Genomic DNA, 22,375 nt, shown 5'->3' with positions numbered 1-22,375 from the left:
GCCGTCGGTTCGATTGCGCCAGAACAGGTGCCAGCGATGCGGCGCGCGCCACGTAGCCGGATGAGCCCCTGGGGCGCCACGGACGGATCCGTTATCGGGTGTCGGGTCTCGTGTTCTGCCACTGCGCAACGGGCGAGATGCCCCATGCGGTGAATTCGGCGGCTGCGACGGACGCGATTCTGTCGTGGGAACCGACGAAGGTGAAGGTGGTTGTCAAATCGGTGAAAGTCCGAAACACCATGATCGACGGGCGTGCGCTCAACGGCAGATTCGACGGCATCCGTCGTCTGAGCGACCTCGGGATCATCGCAGTGGGTGTTCCGAAGGCGTTCGCGACCACCGTTGGGATAGCGCCGACGCTCGATAGCGCCGCGTCGCAGTCCGCGATCGCTCCCATGACGACCGGAGCGGCGTGAGCGTATGCCTGTTTGCTGATCGACCGAATGCGGGCGAGGTCGGTGTACCGGCCATGCGAGGGTCCCAAATCCACTACGGTGGCGGCGACCTCGTTTCCTCCGCGTGGACTGTCGTGTGCGCGACGAGAGACCGGCATCTGCAACCGGATCCGCTGATCACCGCTGTCGTCGAGGGCCAGGGTGGTGTTGGCGGTCAGGGCGATCGACAGGCTTGTCGCGGTGCCGCCATATCGGGCGGCGACCGCGGCGAGTTCGTTGCTGTCGACAACCAGGACGGTGATGTGCGGCGGCGGCGAGACCGGGGCCTGCCTGCGGCGCCGGGCGGCACGTAAACCGTTGAGCGCCATAGCGAGGGGGTTGAAGTCATGCCCCATCTGAGTCGTTGTCGCCAACGTCACCCGGGCGTGTGCCCGACCGCCGGCCCCTATTGCATCGGCGAGATCCGCGCGCCGAGTCGGACTCCTGAGCAGCGATGCCGGCGGTCGATCCGGACCGAGCGCTGTCGCCAGCCCGGCGAGCATTCCTTGTCCGTCGGTCACGGTATGCGAAATCAAGAACGACACCGCCACCGTTCTCGACGTCGTCGCGGCAGCGGCCAAGGACCAACCCACGCCGGATCGGACGTCGAACTCGGTGTCGAGAACGTGTTGATCGGCCCAATGCAGCTCGCTGCCCGTCTCGATCGCGTCCGAGAACTCGACCACGGGGCGCTCGCGGTGGGGTAGCCAGTACGGTCGGGCTCCACGAACTCGTGGACCGGCCAAACGGACGCTCAATGGTGAGTCGGCGATCCGATCGGCGACCGACTTCCTTCCGTCCGCCAAGCGGGGCACTTATGTCGGCGGGAATGCCGAGCGATTCCTGGGTCTGCGATAGTCCCCGGTCGCGATCGGGGCGAGAGCGATCTTTGCGCCGAAAAGAAGTGTCCTGATTCTGAACACAAAGCCTTGAACGTCCAGTGGTCGAATGTGTCACCGGACACATGCCGGCCCATCGCCGATCGCCCGAACGAGGTGTGGTTCACGGACGAAACGGCTTTTGGCAGAACATGACGGCTGCATAGGGAAAGGCCTGCACTGTATGGAAGAACATGGTGAGCTGCCAGTAAGTACGGCGGCGCCCGGCGCTTCGCGTCCTGCGGTATTGCCTCGACGACGGGTGCTGACCGGGATCGCGGCTGCGGCCATGGTGGGCCCGGTCTCCGCGTTGCTCGGACCTGGGCGCTCGGGCGCGGACCCGGCGCGTGGGCGGCGGGTCGCGGTCTTCGGTGGCGGACCCGGGGGAATGGCGGCGGCACACGAATTGGCGGAGCGTGGTTTCCAGGTCACGGTGTATGACAAGAACGAGCGGCTCGGCGGAATGGTGCGGGCCTACACGAACCCGCCCGGCAGCTCTCTGTATCCCTTCGAGATGAGTGCCCAGCATTTCATCCTGCCGAGTTACGCGATCTTGCCCGAAACGCTCAAGCGAATTCCGGACGGCCGGGGCGGCAGCGTGTTCGATCGCGCCGCGTTCATTCCGGAGAATCCCGGAGTTCCGGCGGGCACTCAGGGACAACGTGTTCCGATCGCCATCGGCCAGACGAGGCTCAACGCCCCACTTCCGCTGACGGCCGCCGCGATCCGCAGCATGCCGATCGAGAAATACCCGCAATACTTCCTGGAGGCTTTCGCTCAGCTCGGTGGCTACACTCCGGCCGACGCGGCATTGCTGGCCAGTAAGACAGCCGCCTGGATCACGTCGGGGCCGGCCAGGTGTCGCGGCCAGCTCGACAGCATGACCTTGCGCGAGTTCTTCCGCACCGACCAGATGTCGCCGAATGCCGCGTGGATCCCCTGGGGTATAGAGCATTGCCTCGGCAGCGACGCCAAAGACCAAGGCGGATCGGCGAATGCGCTGAAGGACTTCTTCATCGAGCCGATTTTCCGAACAGCGGAAGGGCGGCCGGGGTATTACTGGGGCCTGAATCCCGCTGCGACGTCGGCCCTTCCGGCCGGGATCTGCTTCGACGGTCCGGAAACCGAGGTGTGGTTCGATCCGTGGGCGCGGTACCTGGAATCGCATGGCGCCTCGTTCCACCTGCAGCACACGCTGACCGAGCTCACCCTCGACAACGGCCGGATCGCCGGTGCTACGGTCCGGGATCCGGCGGGCCGGGCGATCGAGGTGCAGGCGGACTATTTCGTCGTGGCGATACCGGGCGACCGGATGCAGAGCCTGTTCACCCCCGATCTGCTCGCTGCCGACAGTGGGCTGCGTGACGCGTGGAATGTGGTGCCCGCCTACGAGACCGGCTTCCAGCTGTTCTTCCGCGAGCTGGACGTCACTCTCGGATTCATAGCACCACAGGATCAGTGGTACATGTTCCTCGGCGGCGTCAACGCCATCTGGCAGCGAGATCTGCGCCGGTACGGGTCCGGCGAGGCCGGGGCCGCACTCGATATCGAGATCTTCTCCACCTCCCTGTTCTCGGTGCCCGGCCTCGTGTACGGCAAGCCGATGCTGCAGCTGACCCAGGAAGAGACCCTGGTCGAACTGCGCGAATTCCTCATCAGGTATGCGGGTATGGCGGATGCGTTCCGGCCGGGAAACTTCGTGGGCTGGACCCCGCACACCACACTGCGGTGGGCGAATTCGGGTTGGCAGGTGACTGATACCCGGGCCGGAGACGCGCTCGGGAACGCGGGACGCAGCCCGCGGCCGGCCCCGGTCGGCGCGATTCCCAATCTGTTCCTCGCCGGTGGCGCGGTCCGTAATTCCACCGCGGTCGACTCGCAGGAAAGCGCGATGGAGACCGCCCGCATCGCTGTCAACGGCATTCTCGACCAAGCCGGCGCGCGCGAGGGGCGTTGCTGGTTGCCGGACTATTCGCCGCCGAAGCTGCTCGAGGGGATTCGCGCCGAGGATGACCGGCGCTATGGCGCGGGCCTGCCCAATGTCTTCGACGTCATCGCCCCTGCGCCGATGCCGAGCGGCGGTTAGCCGGTATGGGGTTCGAATTATTCACCATTCGGGTCGGCCGGAGTGCGCGGTCTGGCCCGCTCAACAAGTCCTGGAAGTCGAGGCTTCGGGAGAGAAAGTGGTCCGGTATGTTCGATGTCATCAGATCTGTTCGATATCATCGTAACCTGTTGCCCCGCAACGAAATTTCCCTTGGGGCTGCGGTTGGGCCGCGGCGGCGTCGCGGATGGTGGGCGACCGTGGCGCGAACTTCGATTGCCTTGTTCGCCATCACCGTCGCGGTGGTCGGCTCGCCCGGCACCGCGGTGGCGGTGCCGCCGGAGTGGGAGCCTACTTCCTACGACCTCGATCCGAACGACTATCCCGTTCGCGTTGCGACTCCGGAGGATTCGCAGCTCGAACGCAACGAGTTCGGCGATGTCGGCATCTCCTGGTGGTGGCTCAAGGATCCGCAGAACCCGCAACGGATGATCGTGGTGGTGGAAGCCGAGCCGTTCTGGGGTGAGCGAGCGATCGGCAAGGGCGGGCCGTTCATGTGGGCGGTCGGGCAGCTGTCCTACGAGAAGGGGCCGCAACTCCCGTTCATGAACGGGATCCTGTCGTTCAAGGACGGGCTGCCCGGCGGGGGTTGGGCGGATTGGGCGACGGCCGACGGCAAACCGGGAATGCGTGGGTCCAACTACAGCATCAATTACGCGGCGGAGACCAATAGCTGGCAGGTGAAGGGCTCTTCGCCACTGGCCGCCGCCGACTTCACCGCTACCGAACCGGTGGCCGGGCCGCACGGACTGATCAAGGTCGGCGGTGATCCCGGTACCGATTCGCTGATGGACGAGATCGTGCTCAACAGCAGGGCGACCGGCTCGGTCACCATCGCGGGCCGTCAGATCGATATCACCGGCTGGCGTGCGGGTTACTGGCGCATGCGCATGTTCGGCAGCGTGGTGGATTCCATACTGGATCCGAACAAGTCCTGGGCAGGCTGGGAATACGCGCCGGTGATGGAGCCCGACGGCGGCGCGAGCGAGTTCTACGGCATCATGCGCAACGACGGACGGTACTCGGGACCGCTGATCGACGCGCGTCCGTCAGGGACGCGAATCTGCTCGAAAACGACGCTGGAATTCGGTGATTACAAACCGGGACGGCCGCTGGTCGGGCAGCTGACGCCGCCGTTCACGTTGCACACCATTCCCGGGTGGATAAAAGTCAAATGCGCACCCGGACAAGAGGTTCAGATGGAAAAGACGTTCTACACCGACTCGACGGATTACGTCTCGGCCGGCTGGCTCGATGGCACAGAAATGCCGGTGCACACCGTGCCGGGATCCTTCGGGACCTATGAGCACTTCCGGTGGGCTTACTACAAGCTGAAGCCGCAGGGCAACTAGTCCGCCGCGAGGGAGGTGAGTGTGGTGCCGGTATCGGCACCACACTCACGCCTGCTTGTCGGCGAAACCGAACAACTCGACGGCGTTGGCGTAGGCGATCTTGTGATGATCGCGCTCGTTGAGCTCGAGTCGATCGAACCAGGCCGCGGCCTCGTGCATGTCTTCGAAGGGGTAGTCGACCGAGAACAGCAGGCGGTCCGCACCCACCTCCTGGATGGTGTTGAGCAGCGCGGGCGTACGGAAGTTGCCGCTGGTGGTGAGGTAGAAATTGGTTCGCAGATAGTAGCCGAAGGACTTCTCGACGGCGAGCCCGCGCGGTGCCACCGCAGTGCGGTGATCGGTGCGCCAGATGTTGAAGGGCAACAGCTCGCCGAGATGCCCGAGGATGATGGTGAGGTCGGGATGACGATCGAAGAGTCCGCTGCCCATCAGCCGCAACGCGTGGGTCGCGGTTTCCACCGAGAATGCCCACGCGGAGCCGTACAGCCACGGATGGCCGTCGTATTGAGCGCTCATACTCGGGAGCGGATCTCGAGGATGCAGATAGATGGGAACGTGCAGTTCGGCGACCGTGCGCCAGAACCCGGCATAACGGATGTCGTCGAGGTATGCGACCGTGGATTCGTCGCCGACCTGCGAGAATCCGTTGATGAGCGCGCCGACCAGGCCCAATTCGGTGACGGCCCGGCGCAGTTCGGCCTCGGCCGCAGCCGGGTCCTGCATCGGCACCGCGGCGAATGCCGCGAACCTGTCCGGATGCCGAGCGACCTGATCCGCAGCGTAGTCGTTCAACCTGCGCGCCCAATCTACCGCTTTGTCCGGTTTGTGAATCGACTGAATTCCCGGCGAGAGCAAAGAGAGCACGGCCCTTTCGATGCCCGTCTCATCCATATGCCGCAGCCTGCGCTCGTCGATATCGAGCAGCATCGCGCGGTGCGCGGGCCATGCGCCCGCGTCGAAATGCTCGGCGGATTGCTCGACGATGTCGGGATCGGTGGCGCCGAAGTGCTCTTCCAGGGCGATTTTGGTAACCAAGGTCGTTCCTCCTGATGATCACCGTGAAGATCGCGCACTGTCGCAATTTTTACCGATACACTACGTCTCACTCGAATCCGGTCGACCGTACGCGGTGGGCTCGCGAGGTGTCAGAGGAGGTCGGATGAGCAGCCAGCGTTCCCTGTTACGGCCGATCATCGCCGCGTCATGGCGGCGCGCCGAACTGGCGGGCCTGGACCCTGGGGTGCCGGTGCGCAGCGCAGGGATCGACGAGATGGATCCGCAGAGCCGGTTGGCCCGAGCCGCATCGCCGGTCCTCGAAGATCTCGGCGCTGTCCTGGGCGGTGCCGAGGTAGCCGTTGTGCTGGCCGACCGGGACCTGCGGCTGGCCGACCTCGCCAGCGGCGACACGCGTTCTCGAACCCGGCTCGAACGGATGGGCCTGATCACCGGCCGCCGCCTGGACGAAGCGGCCATCGGTACGAACTCGCTGGCCACGGCCGCCGAAGCCGGCGTCGGCGTGGCGGTGCAGGGCGGCGAGCACTATATCGACGAGCTCAAGCAGTTCAACTGCTATGGGCACCCGATCACCCATCCGGTGACCCGCAGGCTCGAGGGTGTCCTCGATATCACCTGCTCGGCGACCGAGTCCAACCAGTTGCTGGCACCGTTCGTGCTCTCCGCGGTGCGGCGGATCGAGCAGCGACTGACCTCCGATGCCAAACTTTCCGAACAGCGGCTTTTCGGCAGCTTTCAATCGGCGGTGTTGCGGGATCGCACCGTCGCGGTCGCGGCGGTCAGCGGGGAGTTGTTCGTGGCCAACAAGATCGCGATCGAAACGCTCGAGCCCGCCGATCACGCGGTACTGCGGGGTATCGCCGGCGATACCCCGCGCGCGCAGACCCGCATGACGCTGAGCCTCAGCTCCGGGCGCACGGTGCGTGTCGCGGTGCATCCGGTCGGCGGCGGTGTGCTGTTCATCTTCGAGCGGGGCACAGCCGAGCCGCCGGTAGCCGATCCGCTGCAGGACGGGCACGTCGCGATCTGCGGCGAGCCCGGTACCGGGCGCACCCGCACCGCCCGCGACATTGCCGGTCACTGCGCGACGACCTGGTTCGACGCGAGCGACACCGTCACGCTCGACCCTGCCGCATGGCTCGGGCGGGTGACCGATGCCTTGGCGAATACCGACGTCGTGATCATCGAGTCGACCGAGCTGCTCACCGAGTCGACGGCACGATGTCTCGCGCGAGCGCTGACCGGCAGCCGGGCGCGTGTGGTGCTGACCAGCGTGCCCGAGAGCAGGCTCGACGCCCACCACGGCACCGTGCGGGCACATTGCGTGCATCAAATCGACTTGCTGCCCTTGCGATCCCGCTCGAGCGACGTCCCCGCCCTGGTGCTGTCGATGACGGCGGAGCTGGGTGCGCCGCGGGAATTGCGATGGACGACCGCTGCGTTGGAGTCGCTCGCCGCGCAGGCGTGGCCGGGAAACCTCACGGAGCTACACGCGGTCGTGCGGCATGTGGTGAGTACGCGACGCATCGGGGACGTGACGGTGCACGACCTGCCGGAGCGCTACCGGGGCCGAGCCCCGATCCGGAAGCTGACGCCGATCGAGCGGGCCGAACACGACGCCATCGTCGACGCATTACGTGCCGCTGAGGGAAACAAACTGGTCGCGGCCAAGCGGCTGGGCATCAGCCGAACCACGTTGTATCGCGCGATCCGCCGGTACGGTATCGCGCCGCCGACCTCCGCGCGGTGAGCGGGATCCCTGCCGGACCCCGCAAACCGCGTTGACGATTGTCAGATGGACGGCGACGCGGGTCCGCTCAGGTCAGCGGGTAGTGGATGATCTGTGCCCCGCCGGTGGCGTAGTTCGCGACGTCGGCAACCACGGCCTGCCCCTCCGGAGAGGCGATCGCGCCCCCATGGCCGCCAGTGAATCGAATTCCGCCTCCCACACCGCGAAGTACGGGCTCTCGCCGTCCACCGCGGCGACCTCGAGGCTGTACCGCATCGATTGCAGGCCAGGCAATTTCGCCGCCAGCGGCAAGTGAGTCGAGAGGTAGTAGCTGGTGAAGTGGTCGGCGTCGGCAGGGGGCGGGTAGAGCACGGTCAATCGGTACATGCGATCTCCTCACTGGTGTGGTCCAGTTCGAAGCTTGGCCCGATCTCCTGTCGCGCGGTGTCGCAGATGTGAACAGCGGTCCGCGCCTCGCCCCGGTCGCCACGCCGGGCGCGGCGTGTCCAGAATTGGGTCACCGCACACCCCGGCGGGAGTCGCATTCTGCACTCGGAGCGATCGAGCGGGCGGATGCTCGCCCCGACTGTCGAGGAGACGAATGTGACCATCGCCGTTGAATTCCCGGTACTGCCCGCGGTCGGTGAATTTGTGAGTACCTCCCGGAACATGCTGATCGGGGGCGAGTGGGTGCCTGCGGCGTCGGGCAAGGTGTTCGCGACGCACGATCCGGCGACCGGCGAGATCTTGACGACCGTCGCCCATGGGGAGCGCGAGGACGTCGACCGTGCGGTCAGAGCGGCACGAGCAGCGTTCGAGGACGGCCCGTGGGCGCGGATGAAGCCGAACGAACGCGAACGGCTGATCTGGCGCGTCGGCGACCTGATCACCGAGCGGGCCGAGATCTTCGGTCAGTTGGAGTCGCTCGACAACGGCAAGTCGGCGGGTGTCGCGCAGGTGGTGGATGCGGGCTGGTCGGGGGACATCTTCCGCTACTGCGCGGGGTGGGCCAGCAAGATCGAGGGCACGACGGTCTCGGTCTCGATGCCGTTCGCGCCGGGCGGTGAATTCCACGCCTACACACTGCGTGAGCCACTGGGCGTGTGCGGGCAGATCACGCCGTGGAACTTTCCGCTGCTGATGGCCACGATGAAGATCGCGCCGGCCCTGGCCGCCGGGAACACTGTGGTGCTCAAGCCCGCCGAGCAGACCCCGCTGACCTCACTGCTGCTGGGCAGCCTGTTCGAGGAGGCGGGGTTTCCACCGGGTGTGGTGAACGTGGTGCCCGGTTTCGGTGATGCCGGTGCCGCGCTGGCCGCCCACCACGACGTGGACAAGATCGCGTTCACCGGTTCGACGGAGGTGGGCAAGCGGGTGCTCGCCGCGGCGGGCGGCAACCTCAAGAAGGTCTCGCTCGAGCTCGGCGGCAAGAGCCCCAGCATCGTGTTCGCCGACGCGGACCCGGCGGTGGCGGTGCCCGGCGCGGTCAACGGATTGCTGTTCAACCACGGCCAGTCGTGTGTGGCCGGAACGAGGCTCTTCGTGGAGGACTCGATCTTCGACGAGTTCACCCGCGCGGTGTCCGACGCCGTCGCGGCGGTGAAGATCGGACCAGGTCTCGATCCCGCGACCCAGCTCGGGCCGTTGGTTTCGCAGGAACAGCTCGACCGGGTGGTCGGGTACATGGCCCAGGGGCACGCCGACGGCGCGCGGGCGTTGACCGGCGGAAAGCGTTGGGGCGACACGGGTTACTACGTCGAACCCACCGTCTTCGTCGACGTCCACCCGCAGCAGAGCATCGTTCGCGACGAGATCTTCGGTCCGGTCGTGGTGGCCCAGCGGTTCACCGCCGAGGACGGCCCCATCGCCGCTGCCAACGATTCGATCTACGGGCTGGCAGCGGGCATCTTCACCCGCGACCTCTCCAAGGCGCACCGCACCGCCAAAGCGTTGAAAGCGGGCTCGGTCTGGATCAACCAGTACAACGCCTTCGACAGCGCGTTGCCGTTCGGTGGGTTCAAACAGTCGGGTTGGGGACGCGAGCTCGGCGGCGCCCTGGATCTCTACCTGCAGACCAAAGCGGTGAACATTGCGCTCTGAAGAAGCATTGGACGTATCAGCGGGCACCACCGCGGCCGACCTCGCGCGTGCCCGGCGCCACGGCGTCGCAGATCTGCTGCATCGCACTGCTCTCCGGTATCCGGGCAAACTCGCCGTCATCGATGGGGCCCGACGCTTCACCTACGCCGAGTTCGACGCGGCGGTCGACCGCGCCGCGCACGCGCTCGACGATCGCGGTATCGAAAAGGGTGACCGGCTGGCTCTGCTGAGCCACAACCGGTGGGAGTTCGCGGTGCTCACCTTCGCCACGGCCCGATTGGGGGTGGTGCTGGTGCCGATCAATTTCATGCTGACGAGCCGGGAAGTCGCCTACATCCTGGCCGACTCGCAAGCCTCGGGGTTGCTCGCCGAAGACGCCCTGGTGCCGACCGCGGCCGAGGCGATAACTCGAGCCGGTCTGCCGATCGCCCTGCGCGGACAGCTCGGTGGGGAACCGGCCGCGGGTTGGTCGGACGCGAGCCGATGGTGTCTCAGCGGGTCCACCACGCCGATCGACGTCCCGATCGCGGACGACGATCCGATCCGGTTGATGTACACCTCGGGCACCGAGTCGAGCCCGAAGGGGGTGATCCACACCAGCCGCTCGTTGATCAGCCAATACGTCAGCTGTGCGGTGGACGGCGAGATGAGCGCCGACGATGTGGAGGTGCACGCGCTGCCGATGTATCACTGCGCGCAGTTGGACTGCTTCTTCGCGGTGGACGTGTATCTCGGGGCGACCAGCGTCATCCTGCCCAACCCCGACCCGGAGGTGCTGCTCGCGAGCATCGAGAGCCACCGCATCACGAAGTTGTTCGCGCCCCCTACGGTGTGGATCTCGTTGCTGCGCAGTGCCGCCTTCGACACCACGGATCTGTCGAGTCTGCGCAAGGGGTACTACGGGGCCTCGCCCATGCCGGTGGAGGTGCTGCACGAGATGCGGCGTCGCCTGCCCGGCGTGCGGTTGTGGAATTTCTACGGCCAGACCGAACTCGCCCCGATGGCGACCATTCTGCGTCCGGACGAGCAGATCGACCATGCCGGCAGCGCGGGCCGGCCCGCGATCAACGTCGAGACCGCGGTGGTGGACGACGACGGCAATCCGGTGCCCGCCGGCGTGGTCGGCGAGATCGTGCATCGCAGCCCGCACGTCGCCGCGGGCTATCACAACGACGCGCCCAAGACAGCCGAGGCTTTCCGGCGTGGCTGGTTCCATTCGGGCGACCTCGGCGTGCTGAGCCCGGACGGCTACCTGAGCGTGGTCGACCGCAAGAAGGACATGATCAAGAGCGGGGGAGAGAACGTCGCTTCCCGTGAGGTCGAGGAGGCGTTGTACGGGGTCGACGGCGTCGCCGAGGTCGCGGTGTTCGGTATCCCGCACCCGCATTGGATCGAGGCGGTGACCGCGGTGATCGTCGCCAGAGACGGACATGAGGTCACCGTGGACGCGGTCCTCGACCACGCGAAAACGGTGCTGGCGCCGTACAAGCGGCCGAAGTATGTCGTGTTCGTGGACGCGCTGCCCAAGAATCCGAGCGGAAAGATCGTCAAACGCGAACTCCGCGCGCAGTTCGGGGGATTGGCTCAGTAGCTCCGCGTTGCGGTGCGGCGGCGGCCTGCCGGCCGCTGCCGCACTGTCGTTGCCGATGGAGGACGCACTATGGGAGATACCTGTGGAAAGATGGTCGTCGAAGCGCCGAAATGTGTTGCCGCACAGCTCGACCAGCTCTTCGAGCGGTGGCATGAGACGCATGGCAGGCCACTGACGAACCGGGCGCTCGCGCAGGCGCTGAAGCAACGCGGGTACGCGGTGTCGGTGCCGTATCTTTCGCAGCTCAGAAACGGCATCAGGACCAATCCGTCCGATGCGCTGCTGGCGGTGTTGGCCGACTACTTCGGTGTGCAGGCGGGCGATCTGACTGCTGCGGTAGTTCTGCCGCACGTCGCGGCGGAACCGGACAGCGTGCTCGGCGATGGGCTGACGAACCCGGTCATGGACCGGCTCGTTCGGTTGTGCTCAACGTTGTCCATGGACTCGATCGCCATGTTGATCGAGGTGGCCGATCATCTGCGCAGTGCCGAGGGCCTGCCCCCGGAGCACTGCACCGCGCAGTGGTAGCACGGTGGCCAGCGTTGCCCAGATAGATGCCACCGCACCACGGTGGCGAAGATGATCGGGGCACCCGCAAATTCGACGCAACCCTCTTGTCTACACGAAATCCCACCACCATCGAATTGATGGGGGCGGCTCGACTTTCGGGAAAATCCTGTGCTCTGAAAGCTCATGAATCGGGTCACTCAGTAGTTGGCCAGTGGCAATCAAAGGTTCCACGCGCCCCGAGAATCGTGCATATCTCGGCAGTCGGCGCTGCCATTCGAGAGCTCCGCGCACGAAATTCGACAGCTGTTGTAGATAGCGCTGAAGACGGGGGTCATCCTGGTGTGACAGTCTGTTCTTCAAGCGCGCGAATAGCTCCATGACCTCCTCCATCAGAGCACAGGCTTCATGCATGGCATCCTGGACGCTGATCCCGCGCTCGTTCGCGATGACGTGGACAATGTTCGATTCGAGACTGTTCTGGGCACCTTCGTGGCCGTAGGAGCCGAGGTCGGTCAAGACAGAGAACGCGACGCTGGCGGCATCGGTGATGGCGCGAATGGCGGGGTCGCTCATAGCGGCTGGGGTATACCATGTGCCCTCCGCGATCTCGGTCAGGTAGAGACACATGAGATCCGCACCATCGGCGGGGCGGACGATCATATGTTCGTCCAAACTCCGGACATAAGCAGTCGACCTGTCCGACACCCCGCATGCGGCGCCGAGCGCCCAGCGATAGTGGGCAAGAGCCACGGCCGAAACGCCCTCTGCGGCGCGGCTGCGCACGCGTCCCATTATTTCCGTCAGCACCTTTGACAGCAGGTCGACAAATTCGGGTCCACGTGAGGTTTGTTCAGGGCAAATGGCCGTATACATGAGACGCATGGCCCGATGATTGAACGCCGTGGGATCGCGGGACAGCGGCCCTCCATCGCAATAGGCATCGTCGAAAAGAAACGGCCAAGGTAGCCAATCGCTGAGTAGCTGCACCCCTTCTTCGTCGCCCATGGCCGCCCACATGCAGGCCAGTTCGCCGGCGCAGATTTCACGTACAGTATTCATCGATGTGGAGTCGAAGCCCATATCCTGATAGAGCTGTTCTGTGCGCTGCTGAAATTTCTCTGCCCCGCTCCTGGTATGCAGGGGCAAGGGACACCAGATCGGCGGTATGCGTACCGCATTCCTGGTTGCGTCGTCTGCAGTTCCAAATGCTGGCATCGGCACTCCTGTCGGCAACGGTAATCGATCGATTCGCATAGATGGGAAAACTTCTATTGCAAAATCGAAGTAGCGGGTTTGCTCTTCCCGTGTTCAATGGGGTCAGGATTTCATGAGTCGAGCGTGGATTGTTGTGTTTGTGGCGCTGGTTTCGGGCCGTCTCGGGGCGGCAAACGCTATCCGGAGAGCGAGTCTCTCGTAGTTGTGATAGGGGTTATGGCTGCGGTCCCAAGATCTTGAATCCTTAGCCGGCTAGTTCTTTCAGATGGGAGGCGAATGATTCATCGAGGCTGTCGAGTGCGGCTCGGCCTTTGGCTGCGGTGGCGAGGGATGGGCGGCCGATGATTCCGCTGGTGGTGTAGCCGGCCATTCCGGTGATCAGTAGATGCGGACGATCGCGTGCTTCGTGGTCGGCGTCTTTGTAGGTGTCTGCGACGAGTTCGGGGTGCGCATGGAGCAGGATCGAGGTCTCCAGCTCGCCGCCGTGCATATCGTCGAGGTCGGTCGTTGCCATCTCCGCGTGGATTCGCGCGGTGCACCAGTCCGTCATCGTCGGGAACAGCATCATCTGTCGACCGGCAGTGTTGTGCTCGCAGACGACATTCGCAAGCACGTGGTTACCGCCGTGTCCGTTCACCAGCACAAGGCTGGGGATGCCCGACCTGGCCAGGGACTCCGCGACATCGTCGACTGTCGCAACCAGTGTCATCGCGCTGATCGATACTGTGCCAGGAAACCCGGCATGCTCATGCGAGCACGCTACTGCGACCGGAGGCAGAAGAAACAGTTTGTAGGTCGCGGCGATTCGGCTGGCGATCTCACACGCGATGAGCGTATCGGTCGCCAACGGCAGATGTCCGCCGTGTTGCTCGAAGCTTCCGACCGGAAGCACTGCGATCCTGGCACATCGGACTGTCTCATCGTGTGAGGTAGCGGTGCAGAATGCAAAGGTCACGGTGACTACTCCCAGTGCGTCCAGGCTCGGGGACCGCGGGCCCCACGATCAGAAATGGGATCTGAGGGGAAGTATACCGACGTCACTCTCGGGGAGCCGAGATATGCGTCGGCGGAATAGATTCCATGCGCAGCGGGCATTTGAGGCTCTGCCGGAGCAGCCTCGCCTATCATTGAATGTCGATCGCTGCATCACTGAGCTCAACGAATGAGCCACCGTCCGCCTGATTCGTTTGGATGATTCCGTGATGTTTGTGACGTGGTTGAAAGCAGTGGAACGTTGGCCATCGTCCACAACGGCTGCCCCACACGGATTCCCGACGGAAGCGAGACGGTCATGCTGGACAACCGGCGCCGGAATTGCCCCCGATGCGGAGCGGGCTTGGCGCGCGACAACAAGGGGATGTCGTGCAGCCCCTGCGGCAGGACAGTGGGCCGACCACCCCGACTTCGTGCCACGGACTGGCGTACCAGCGGCCTGCGAACGGCCTTGCAGAGCAAGGATATCGGCGCGGTGTTCAATACTTGGCGGCACCACCCCCGCCACGGCGAGCACCCGGTCCCGCAAGTCCAGCTGGCCCGATGGCTCGGCATCACCCAGGGCCAACTGAGCCGAATCGAGAACGGCCGCAATAAAGTACGCGATCTCGACAAGCTGATCCACTACGCCCGTGCGCTCAGCATTCCGCCCGAGCTGCTGTGGTTCGACATCGAGGATCCCCCGGACATGCCGTCCGCATTGAATCCGTTGCGGCTCAGCGGCGGTACGCTACCCGCGCCCCCGGCTGCCGACACCCTGATCATCGATTCGTTGTTGTCCACGCTGGAGGAGTACGTGCGCACCGACAATCTGGCCGGTCCACAACCCTTGGTTCCGCTCGTCACCCAGCAACTGCGGTTCGTTGAGCGCCTCGAACGCACCAGTCATGGCCGAACCCAGAACCGAATGAATTTCGTCCATGCTCGATTCGCAGAATTTCTGGGCTGGCTGCACCAAGATGCCGGCGATTTGCGCGCAGCCATCAGGTGCACGACGATTGCTGCCGATCTAGCTCGTGAGACAGGTAACGGGCAACTGATGTCGTACGTCAAAATGAGGCAGAGCAACCTTGCCGCCGACGCTGGTAAGCCGCATGCCACCATTGCCCTTGCCCGAGCAGCGTTGAACACGACCACCCGCCTCAGTCCTCGCCAACGCGCGGCGGCGTTACGGCAACTTGCCCAGGGCCACGCCCGCCTCGGCAACGTGAAAGACACCACGCTAGCCCTCGAGCAAGCACGGCAGCAAGCTTCGTCCCCGAACGGCGATGGGGACGACCTGGCGAACTATTGCACCCTCGAATATATCGGGATGGAGGCCGCCGAGTGCTTCCTCGAATTGGGGCTTCCTGACGAAGCTGTGGCGGTATTAGAGCCGCAACTATCTGCGTGGAAAACGGAGAACCGGCGCGACCTCGGCCGCGGTTTGGCGCTCCTCGCCGCTGCCTTGGCAGGCACGTCGAGACCCGATAAAGCGATCGATGTTGCCCGGCATGCCCTGCATATCATCGCCGAAACACATTCCATCCGAGCCGAAGACCAGCTGAACCGCGTGGTCCGGCAACTACATGCGCAAAATGCACCCGATCATGCGAGACATCTATGCCTTGCTATGCGAAACACACTGAGATGATTGAACTGTTACGGCCCCTGGCGGCCGGGTCTGTCCAAATAACTAGTACACCCCTGCAGCCGGGAATCGATCGGGATGTCCAAAATATTCTGTCCCGGCGACGAAAAGACATCTGCGCCATGGTAGTTCTCGCCGGGACAACTACTCGGAATATGAGAGGCGGAGGGCTAGCGGCGGTCGACGGGCACAAGCCTGGTGCGCCCCATCCGGTCGCGTTCAGGTTGTTTCCCTGTGTCAGCTGCCTTGTAGGTTCTGGTGTGACCGTTGATGGCGGCCAGTCGGTAGGGGGCGTTGGTTTCCCGGGGTAGCACATGGTCGCCCTGGGTGTTGGGTGGGGCGGTGAGCAGCGCGCGATAGCGGTGGTAGTCGATGGGTTTGCGTGCGTGGATAATGTTGTGGTTGGCGTTGCTGTGCAGATGTGTTCGATAGCCCGCCACCGGTGTGGCGGTGAAGAATTCGGCGACGCATCCGGATCCGTAGCTGAGCATGGCGATGGGTTTGCCGGCGAGGTCGTCGCTGTGGTCGAGAAGGGATGCCAGGGCGAGATAGACCGAGGCGGTGTAGCTGTTGCCGATCATCCGGTTGTAGTGGGTGGTATCGGCCAGAGCGTTATCGAGATCGCTTGCGGTGGGGGTGAAGTCGTGGGTTTGCAGCAGATGCCGGTGCGCTTTGTAGGCCATGGTGGCGAATGGCTGGTGGTAGCAGACGGCGGCGAACTCGTCCAGCGCGCGGCCGCCGCGACTGCGGTAGTCGGTGTAGGCGTGTCGGGCCGCGTCGAGGTAGGCGGTGATGGAGAGCTTGCCGTCGACGATTGCTGTGGTGCGGTAATTGGGTCGCCAGAAGTCGTTGACATGGGTGGAGTAGACGCCGGTGAGGGGATGCAGCTCGGCCAGGGCCGGGTCGGTCGTGACGAGCATGGCTACCGCTGCGGCGCCTTGGGTGGCTTCCGCGGGGGTATCGAGGTCATAGCGCGCGATGTCGGTGGCGATGACCAAGACGTGTTCGGCGGGGTTGCGGGTGATCAGGCCGGTGGCCAGTTGTAAGGCCGCGGTGGCGGAGTAGCAGGCCTGTTTGAGTTCGACGACGCGACAGGTGTGGGGCAAGCCGATCAGCGGATGTAGGTACAGGCCTGCGGCTTTCGCTTGGTCGACGGAGGATTCGGTGGCGAGCAAGACTGTGCGCAATTTGTCGGTGCCGTGGCGGGCGAGGATCGGTGCGGCGGCGGTTGCGGCGAGGGTGACGATGTCCTCGTCCGCCGCGGGGACGCTCATGGCTTCCTGGCCGAGGCCGCGGTGGTACTTGTCGATCGGGACTCGGTGGTGTCGGGCAAGGGTGGCCTGGTCGATGACGTAGTGGGTGGTGGCGATCGACAGGTCGTGGATGCCGATGGGTGGGGCAGACATGGTCACCTCGGATCGGTTCGGTGTGGGGTACGTTCGAAACGGGTGTGGGCGCGCATCAGTTCGCCGGGGTTGGTTTGTGCGGCCATCAGCGAGAGTTCGCCGCACAGCACCGTCGCTGCGACGATGACCGCGAGGCGGCGAGCGTTGTCGCCGGAGGCACGGGGTTCACGGCAGCCGAGTCTGACCAGATTGTTCTCGACGAAGCCGAGTTGTTTGCCGTTGCCGATGGTGCCGAGGATGAGGTTGGGCAGGGTGCAAGAGAAGTAGAGGTCTCCGTCGCGGTTCTCGGCGTGGGTGATCCCTTGGGACCCTTCGACGATGTTGGCGGCGTCTTGTCCGGTGGCGAGGTAGAGGGCGAGGAGCATATTCGCGTAATGGGCGTTGGCGGAGCGGATGCCGCCGGCGAGCACGGTACCGATGAGGTTCTTGCGGACGTTGAGTTCGGCGATGCGTGCTGCGGTGGTGTGTAGGCGTTGGTCGACAAGCCTTGCGGGGACGTTGATTTCGGTGACGACGTTCTTGCCGCGTCCGAGGATGCCGTTGACCGCGGTCGCCTTCTTGTCGGTGCAGTAGTTGCCGGATACCGAGATATAGCGCAAGCCTTCGACAGTGGCCAGGATCCACGCGATGAGTCGATCGCCGGCATCGGTGGTCATATTGTGTCCGGCAGCGTCGCCGGTGCGGTACTCGAATCGCAGGAACAGCAGATTTCCCGCGATCTGGTGGTGCACGTCGATCAACTCGGTGTGTCGGCTGCCGCCGGCTGCGACAGTCCGGGCGTGTGCGAAATGGTCGTGTATGTGAGCTACCGTGGCGAGCGCGACGCTCGCGTCATCGGCCTCGAGCAGGACCGAGCGAGTCATACGGTCATCGACAACGGTGGCGACGATGCCGTTGTCGATCGACATCGACAGGCGGGCGCCACGGCGCACAGAAGCCCACAGCGGGGTTTCGAAGGTAGCCAGAGGTACCTCGACTTCGTCGTGGACGGTGTTGCCGGTGATTCGGATCGGGCCTTGCCAAGCCAACGGCACTTCGGCGTGTTCGGAGTGGAGCGCGGTCACGGGAGAACCTCCTGTCCGGACCGGTCTGTGACGACGAGCACCGAGGAGTGCCCAGGGCGGAACGACCGGCAGCGCCCAGGATGTTTGTCCCAGAAGCCCTTCGCTAGATACCGAGCGTGTCGTGGGGTCACGAAGAAGGCTCCCCGATCGGTATCGTCCATGTTCGGCGGGCACCCGCCGACACCAGCGCCTGCTCCACCACCTCGGTGTCGTGAGGTCGGGTCAACGCGAGCATGCATCCGCCGAGCCCACCGCCGGTGAGCTTGGCACCCAGTGCACCGGCGCTCGAGGCAGCGTCCACCAGCCGGTTGAGCGCCGCAGTGCTGACCCCGAATTCCTGTAGTAGACAATGAAACCCAGTCATCCGTGCGCCCAAAGTCGCGATGTCCGCGGCCTCCATGGCGGCGAGGGCATCATCGATGAGGCGATCGGCCTCATCGAACAGTCTGCGAGCGCGCGCCGGGCAGCGGCGCACCATCGACTCGACCGCCTGCACCGCTTGCCGGGTAATGCTCGGCGTTCCGGTGTCGGCTAGCACTGTCACCGCGACCGTACGCGTGAGCAGTGGATGTGCTGCTCCATCCTGGAATCGGATCGGTTGTGCCGCGATCACCGTGGCGGCATCGATACCGCTGGCGCGGCCGTGCGCCTGCTGCTCACTGACCTGCACCAGTTCGTAAAGCGCCCTCCCGTCGACAGTTACACCGACCGCGTCCGCGACAGCGCGCACGGCTGCGGTCGCGCAGGCCGCGCTCGCCCCCAGCCCGCGCGCTGGTGGTAAGTCACCGGTGAGTGTCACCGCTGCTGTCGCATGGTGGAAACCCCATCGACGCAATGCCGTCGCGACAGCACCGCCGTCCGAGCTCGTCGACAACGCCTCGGATCCGGAGGCGAAAAACGTATCAACTCTTCCGCCGTCGGCGTGGCGTGTGGCAGCAGTGAGGCACGACTCCGTGGCCATCGACACCCGGGCGGTAGCCGCGATGTGCAACGGCGCCAACGGGATCGCGATAGCAGGTCGTCCATACACGACCGTGTGCTCACCGATCAGAATGGCCTTACCGCAGGCGGCGCCGGTGCCGATCAAGGTGCCGGAGGCGGGCTCGGTCGTATCCATAACGCTCTCATTCGCAAAGGCGATTCTGCGTCGTCTGGGCATCGCTGCGGCGGACTACTCGATGGGCCGGCGATGCCGCCGATCTACGCAGTGCTCGAAGATATCTGCAACCAACCCTGCGCTCCCCGTCGCGAGGACAGAAGAGCCTTTCACGCATCGCGACGATGCTCTGCACGCATAAAGGGCTCTGCGGTAAGCCGCCGGGCGAGCGTTTCGATGGCACCCCGTCGCCGTCGACTCGAACGTTCACGCTTATCCGACAGGCTCAGGCCGTAGACGCGGAATCCCTTGCAATGTATGGGATGCATGACCGTCATGCGCCGGGCGCGGCTCTGCTCGGCGTTGTTCGCGTGAGCCTGAGAAGGGTCGTCAAGACAGCCATCCCGCGACGACGACGGAGGACGGTGCATGGATACAAGACCGGAGCATTCCTCGACTTATCTCCGCGTTGTTTCTTGCCACAGGTTGGGTTGATGTAATGAATTTGACTACCGGCACTACCTCGGATTCGTCCGCGGGCCGATCCGCCGCGGTCGTCGATCAGGTCCGAAGAATCGTGGAGCCGAAACTGCGGACGGCTGTGAGTTCGTTGCCGACGCCGTTGAATCGTATGGCCGGCTATCACTTCGGTTGGTCGGACGCCACTGGCGGACCCGGCAGCGGCGGTGGTGCGGGAAAACTTGTACGGCCTGCGCTCACGGTTTGTAGCTGCACTGCGTGTGGGGGCGAGCCCAGCGCGGCTGCAAGCGCCGCAGCGGCGGTCGAACTGATCCATAACTTCACTCTGATCCATGACGATGTGATGGATTGCGATGCCACCCGTCGGAATCGGCCGACAGTCTGGGCGGTGTGGGGCGTGTCGGATGCGATTCTGCTCGGTGATGGTCTGCACGCGTTGGCGGCACAGGTACTCGCCGCCCAGCTCCCGCTCGCGGTCGCCGGATCGGCTTTGCGCCGTCTCGAATCAACAGTGATCGAACTGTGCCGTGCACAGCATGAGGATTGTCGGACAGCGCCTGAGCCCGTGCCCACAATCGAGTATTGCGAGGGTATCGCGAGAGGAAAGACAGCCGCGTTGATGGGCTGTGCGTGTGCCTTGGGCGCCCTGTGCGCTGGTGCCGACGAAGACACCGTGGCGATGATGGATCGATTCGGGCGTGAGCTGGGCGTGGCGTTCCAGATTGTCGATGACTTGATCGGCATCTGGGGTGATCCGACTGTCACTGGCAAACCTGCTGACGACCTGGTCAGACAGCGCTACACCCTACCGGTGGTGGCGGCCATGCAATCGGGGACGGATGCCGCGGCAGAACTGAAAAAGCTCTATGCCAGAACTGGGCCGCTATCCGTTCGGGAGGCCGCACTTGCCGCCGAACTTGTTGAAGCGGCGGGCGGTCGGCAGTGGGCCCAAAATGAAGTCGACCGACTGGTAATTGATGCTTTTCATTGTCTTCCGGCTTGCTGCGTATCGGCTGAACTAGATGCACTGTCCAAACTCATGACTCATCGAAAAAACTGAGTGGTCAAAACATCGTTCAGTATGCGACCGAGCAATCGACCGAAGAGTCCCTATCCATGATTCGAGGAGACTACCGCAATGACCATGCAGCCTGACCTCTCTTTCGAGCAGCCTGACCTCCCGGAAGAGCAGGCAGTTCAACTGTCACTCAGTACGAGCGCGGCACGCAACCTCGCAACGACCACGAAAACGCCTCCTCAGATGGCCGGCGTCACGTCGCGCTGGTTGTTGCGACAGTTGCCATGGGTCTCTGTGGCCGGCGGCACGTATCGCGTAAATCGCCGTCTCACCGTACGTCGAGGACGGGGCCGCGTCTCGTTCGTGCAAACCGGCGCGAACCAGATTCGGGTCGTTCCCGAGACACTCACTGAAATACCGATTTTGCGTGGGTATCAGGATTTGGAGGTTCTGCATCGTGCGGCGCAGCTGCTCGTCACGCGAAAGTTCCGTCCCGGAGATATCATCGTAGAAGAGGGGCAGCCGGTGCAGGAACTGTTTCTCCTTGCGCACGGACGACTCGAACGGACAACTACCGGGAGCTATGGCGATACCGAGCTCCTCGGAATGCTGACCGACGGAGACCATCTCGGCGAGGAGGCGCTGCTGCAGACAGACCCGCTGTGGACCGCCAGCGTACGGGCCGTTACTTCTGGGACATTGTTGTCCTTGCCGTGGCAGGAATTCATTCAACTGCGCGAGCAATCGCCCAGTCTGCGGGATCACCTTACATCGACACTCGCTCTGGCGAGTCGCCGTGTGAATTCCAAGGGCGAAGCAATAATCGAGCTGGCTTCCGGGCACGAGGGCGAGCCAGAAATTCCGAGCACATTCGTGGAGTACGAGCTGTCGCCGCGCGAGTACGAACTGTCACTGGCTCAGACCGTGCTACGTGTCCATACTCGCGTAGCGGACCTGTTCAACAGCCCGATGAATCAGATCGAGCAGCAACTCCGGCTGACAATAGAGGAAATACGTGAACAGCAGGAGTGGGAGCTGGTCAATAATCACGACTTCGGGCTTCTGTACAACACGGATTACGATCAGCGCTGCGCCACACACTCCGGACCGCCTACCCCGGACGATATGGACGAGCTACTCGCCATGCGGCGCGGAACCGATCTGCTCTTCGCCCACCCCAAGGCCATCGCTGCCTTCGCTCGTGAATGTAATCATCGTGGTCTCGTCATGGAAACGACCGATGTGGGAGGACGAAAAATGCCGTCCTGGAGAGGTGTGCCGTTGTTCCCACTTCCGAAGATCCCGGTCAACGACTCTCAAGTGACTTCGATCATCGCTATGCGCGTCGGTGAAAACCGGCAGGGTGTAGTGGGGTTACGGCCGGATTCTATTCCTGACCAGGTAGAGCCCGGGTTGAACGTGCGTTTCATGGGGGTCGATCCACACGCGATCATGTCGTACCTGGTCACGGCGTACTTCTCGGTCGCGATATTGGTCCCTGATGCAATCGGAATCATGGAGCATGTCAGCGTTGCCGCTCCCCGCGGATGAGAATGTACCGGTACCGAATCGCTGATTGCTGTGGCCGCTGAAATGAATATCGAGCTACCCTCCGATTTCGACGCGGCCGAGTAAGGAGAGGGTCGTGGTCCAGATGATCAGCACGCGGAGATGTAGCGGCACCGGCCGCGCCGAGTGCTTTCCTCGTGGTACCACCACCTGCACCGGTTCGGCCGCGGTCGGGGGCCCTTCCTCCAGGGG

At 64.1% G+C, this 22,375-nt stretch carries 17 protein-coding genes; 9 read left to right on the top strand and 8 right to left on the bottom strand.

The window, feature by feature from the left end:
• Positions 1–91: 91 nt before the first annotated feature.
• Complete coding sequence (locus NBRGI_RS16005) at positions 92–1,015, bottom strand: hypothetical protein (RefSeq protein WP_148310843.1); 924 nt, start codon at positions 1,013–1,015, stop codon at positions 92–94.
• Between the two features lie 544 nt (positions 1,016–1,559).
• Here NBRGI_RS16005 and NBRGI_RS16000 point away from each other — a divergent pair.
• Positions 1,560–3,398 carry an FAD-dependent oxidoreductase gene (locus NBRGI_RS16000; protein ID WP_158439887.1) on the top strand — a complete coding sequence of 613 codons (1,839 nt, stop codon included), beginning with the start codon at positions 1,560–1,562 and terminating at the stop codon, positions 3,396–3,398.
• A gap of 218 nt (positions 3,399–3,616) precedes the next feature.
• Entirely contained in the window at positions 3,617–4,768 is a 1,152-nt protein-coding gene (locus NBRGI_RS15995) for a hypothetical protein (RefSeq protein ID WP_148310842.1), read from the top strand.
• Positions 4,769–4,813: 45 nt separating this feature from the next.
• Here NBRGI_RS15995 and NBRGI_RS15990 read toward each other — a convergent pair whose 3' ends face one another.
• Positions 4,814–5,803, bottom strand: a complete 990-nt coding sequence (locus NBRGI_RS15990; protein WP_029897063.1) for an amidohydrolase family protein — start codon at positions 5,801–5,803, stop codon at positions 4,814–4,816.
• 124 nt (positions 5,804–5,927) lie between these two features.
• On the opposite strand from NBRGI_RS15990, the gene NBRGI_RS15985 reads away from it, so the two are divergent.
• A complete protein-coding gene (locus NBRGI_RS15985) occupies positions 5,928–7,532 on the top strand; it encodes a sigma-54-dependent Fis family transcriptional regulator (protein ID WP_029897061.1) in 1,605 nt (534 codons plus the stop codon).
• Positions 7,533–7,604: 72 nt separating this feature from the next.
• On the opposite strand, the gene NBRGI_RS43850 is transcribed toward NBRGI_RS15985, so the two are convergent.
• Positions 7,605–7,898 carry an EthD family reductase gene (locus NBRGI_RS43850; RefSeq protein ID WP_370627768.1) on the bottom strand — a complete coding sequence of 98 codons (294 nt, stop codon included), beginning with the start codon at positions 7,896–7,898 and terminating at the stop codon, positions 7,605–7,607.
• A 282-nt stretch (positions 7,899–8,180) separates the two neighbouring features.
• Between NBRGI_RS43850 and NBRGI_RS15975 the strand changes: the two genes are divergently transcribed.
• The 3 genes from NBRGI_RS15975 to NBRGI_RS15965 all read left to right on the top strand — a co-directional run bounded on the left by NBRGI_RS15975 (position 8,181) and on the right by NBRGI_RS15965 (position 11,730).
• Complete coding sequence (locus NBRGI_RS15975) at positions 8,181–9,611, top strand: aldehyde dehydrogenase family protein (RefSeq protein ID WP_228832380.1); 1,431 nt, start codon at positions 8,181–8,183, stop codon at positions 9,609–9,611.
• Between the two features lie 7 nt (positions 9,612–9,618).
• Positions 9,619–11,202, top strand: coding sequence for a fatty acyl-CoA synthetase (locus NBRGI_RS15970; RefSeq protein WP_029897058.1), 1,584 nt, complete (start codon positions 9,619–9,621; stop codon positions 11,200–11,202).
• A gap of 69 nt (positions 11,203–11,271) precedes the next feature.
• Positions 11,272–11,730, top strand: a complete 459-nt coding sequence (locus tag NBRGI_RS15965; protein WP_148310841.1) for a helix-turn-helix domain-containing protein — start codon at positions 11,272–11,274, stop codon at positions 11,728–11,730.
• Positions 11,731–11,820: 90 nt separating this feature from the next.
• Here the strand turns inward: NBRGI_RS15965 and NBRGI_RS15960 are convergent, their stop codons facing one another.
• Together NBRGI_RS15960 and NBRGI_RS15955 are read right to left on the bottom strand one after the other, a co-directional pair.
• A complete protein-coding gene (locus tag NBRGI_RS15960; protein WP_148310840.1) occupies positions 11,821–12,927 on the bottom strand; it encodes a terpene synthase family protein in 1,107 nt (368 codons plus the stop codon).
• A gap of 244 nt (positions 12,928–13,171) precedes the next feature.
• On the bottom strand, positions 13,172–13,882 hold the full coding sequence (locus NBRGI_RS15955) for a creatininase family protein (RefSeq protein ID WP_029897051.1): 711 nt from the start codon (positions 13,880–13,882) through the stop codon (positions 13,172–13,174).
• A gap of 489 nt (positions 13,883–14,371) precedes the next feature.
• Between NBRGI_RS15955 and NBRGI_RS15950 the strand changes: the two genes are divergently transcribed.
• Entirely contained in the window at positions 14,372–15,553 is a 1,182-nt protein-coding gene (locus tag NBRGI_RS15950) for a helix-turn-helix domain-containing protein (RefSeq protein WP_029897049.1), read from the top strand.
• A gap of 167 nt (positions 15,554–15,720) precedes the next feature.
• Here the strand turns inward: NBRGI_RS15950 and NBRGI_RS15945 are convergent, their stop codons facing one another.
• From NBRGI_RS15945 to mvk, 3 genes are all read right to left on the bottom strand, one after another.
• Positions 15,721–16,956, bottom strand: coding sequence for a hydroxymethylglutaryl-CoA synthase (locus NBRGI_RS15945; protein WP_063726277.1), 1,236 nt, complete (start codon positions 16,954–16,956; stop codon positions 15,721–15,723).
• Between the two features lie 2 nt (positions 16,957–16,958).
• On the bottom strand, positions 16,959–18,020 hold the full coding sequence (locus NBRGI_RS15940; RefSeq protein WP_029897045.1) for a hydroxymethylglutaryl-CoA reductase: 1,062 nt from the start codon (positions 18,018–18,020) through the stop codon (positions 16,959–16,961).
• 127 nt (positions 18,021–18,147) lie between these two features.
• The gene (gene mvk, locus NBRGI_RS15935; RefSeq protein WP_051727811.1) at positions 18,148–19,137 is read right to left on the bottom strand and encodes a mevalonate kinase; all 990 of its coding nucleotides are present in this window, start codon (positions 19,135–19,137) and stop codon (positions 18,148–18,150) included.
• A gap of 478 nt (positions 19,138–19,615) precedes the next feature.
• On the opposite strand from mvk, the gene NBRGI_RS46435 reads away from it, so the two are divergent.
• Positions 19,616–20,656 (top strand): polyprenyl synthetase family protein, encoded by a 1,041-nt coding sequence (locus NBRGI_RS46435; RefSeq protein ID WP_081878098.1) that lies wholly within the window; start codon positions 19,616–19,618, stop codon positions 20,654–20,656.
• Positions 20,657–20,734: 78 nt separating this feature from the next.
• A complete protein-coding gene (locus tag NBRGI_RS15925; RefSeq protein WP_029897041.1) occupies positions 20,735–22,165 on the top strand; it encodes a family 2B encapsulin nanocompartment shell protein in 1,431 nt (476 codons plus the stop codon).
• The last annotated feature ends 210 nt before the right edge of the window (positions 22,166–22,375 follow it).

Origin of the sequence: Nocardia brasiliensis IFM 10847 (assembly GCF_000710915.1) — a bacterium.
Lineage (GTDB): Bacteria > Actinomycetota > Actinomycetes > Mycobacteriales > Mycobacteriaceae > Nocardia > Nocardia brasiliensis_A.
This window is presented reverse-complemented; position numbering and strand designations above follow the sequence as displayed.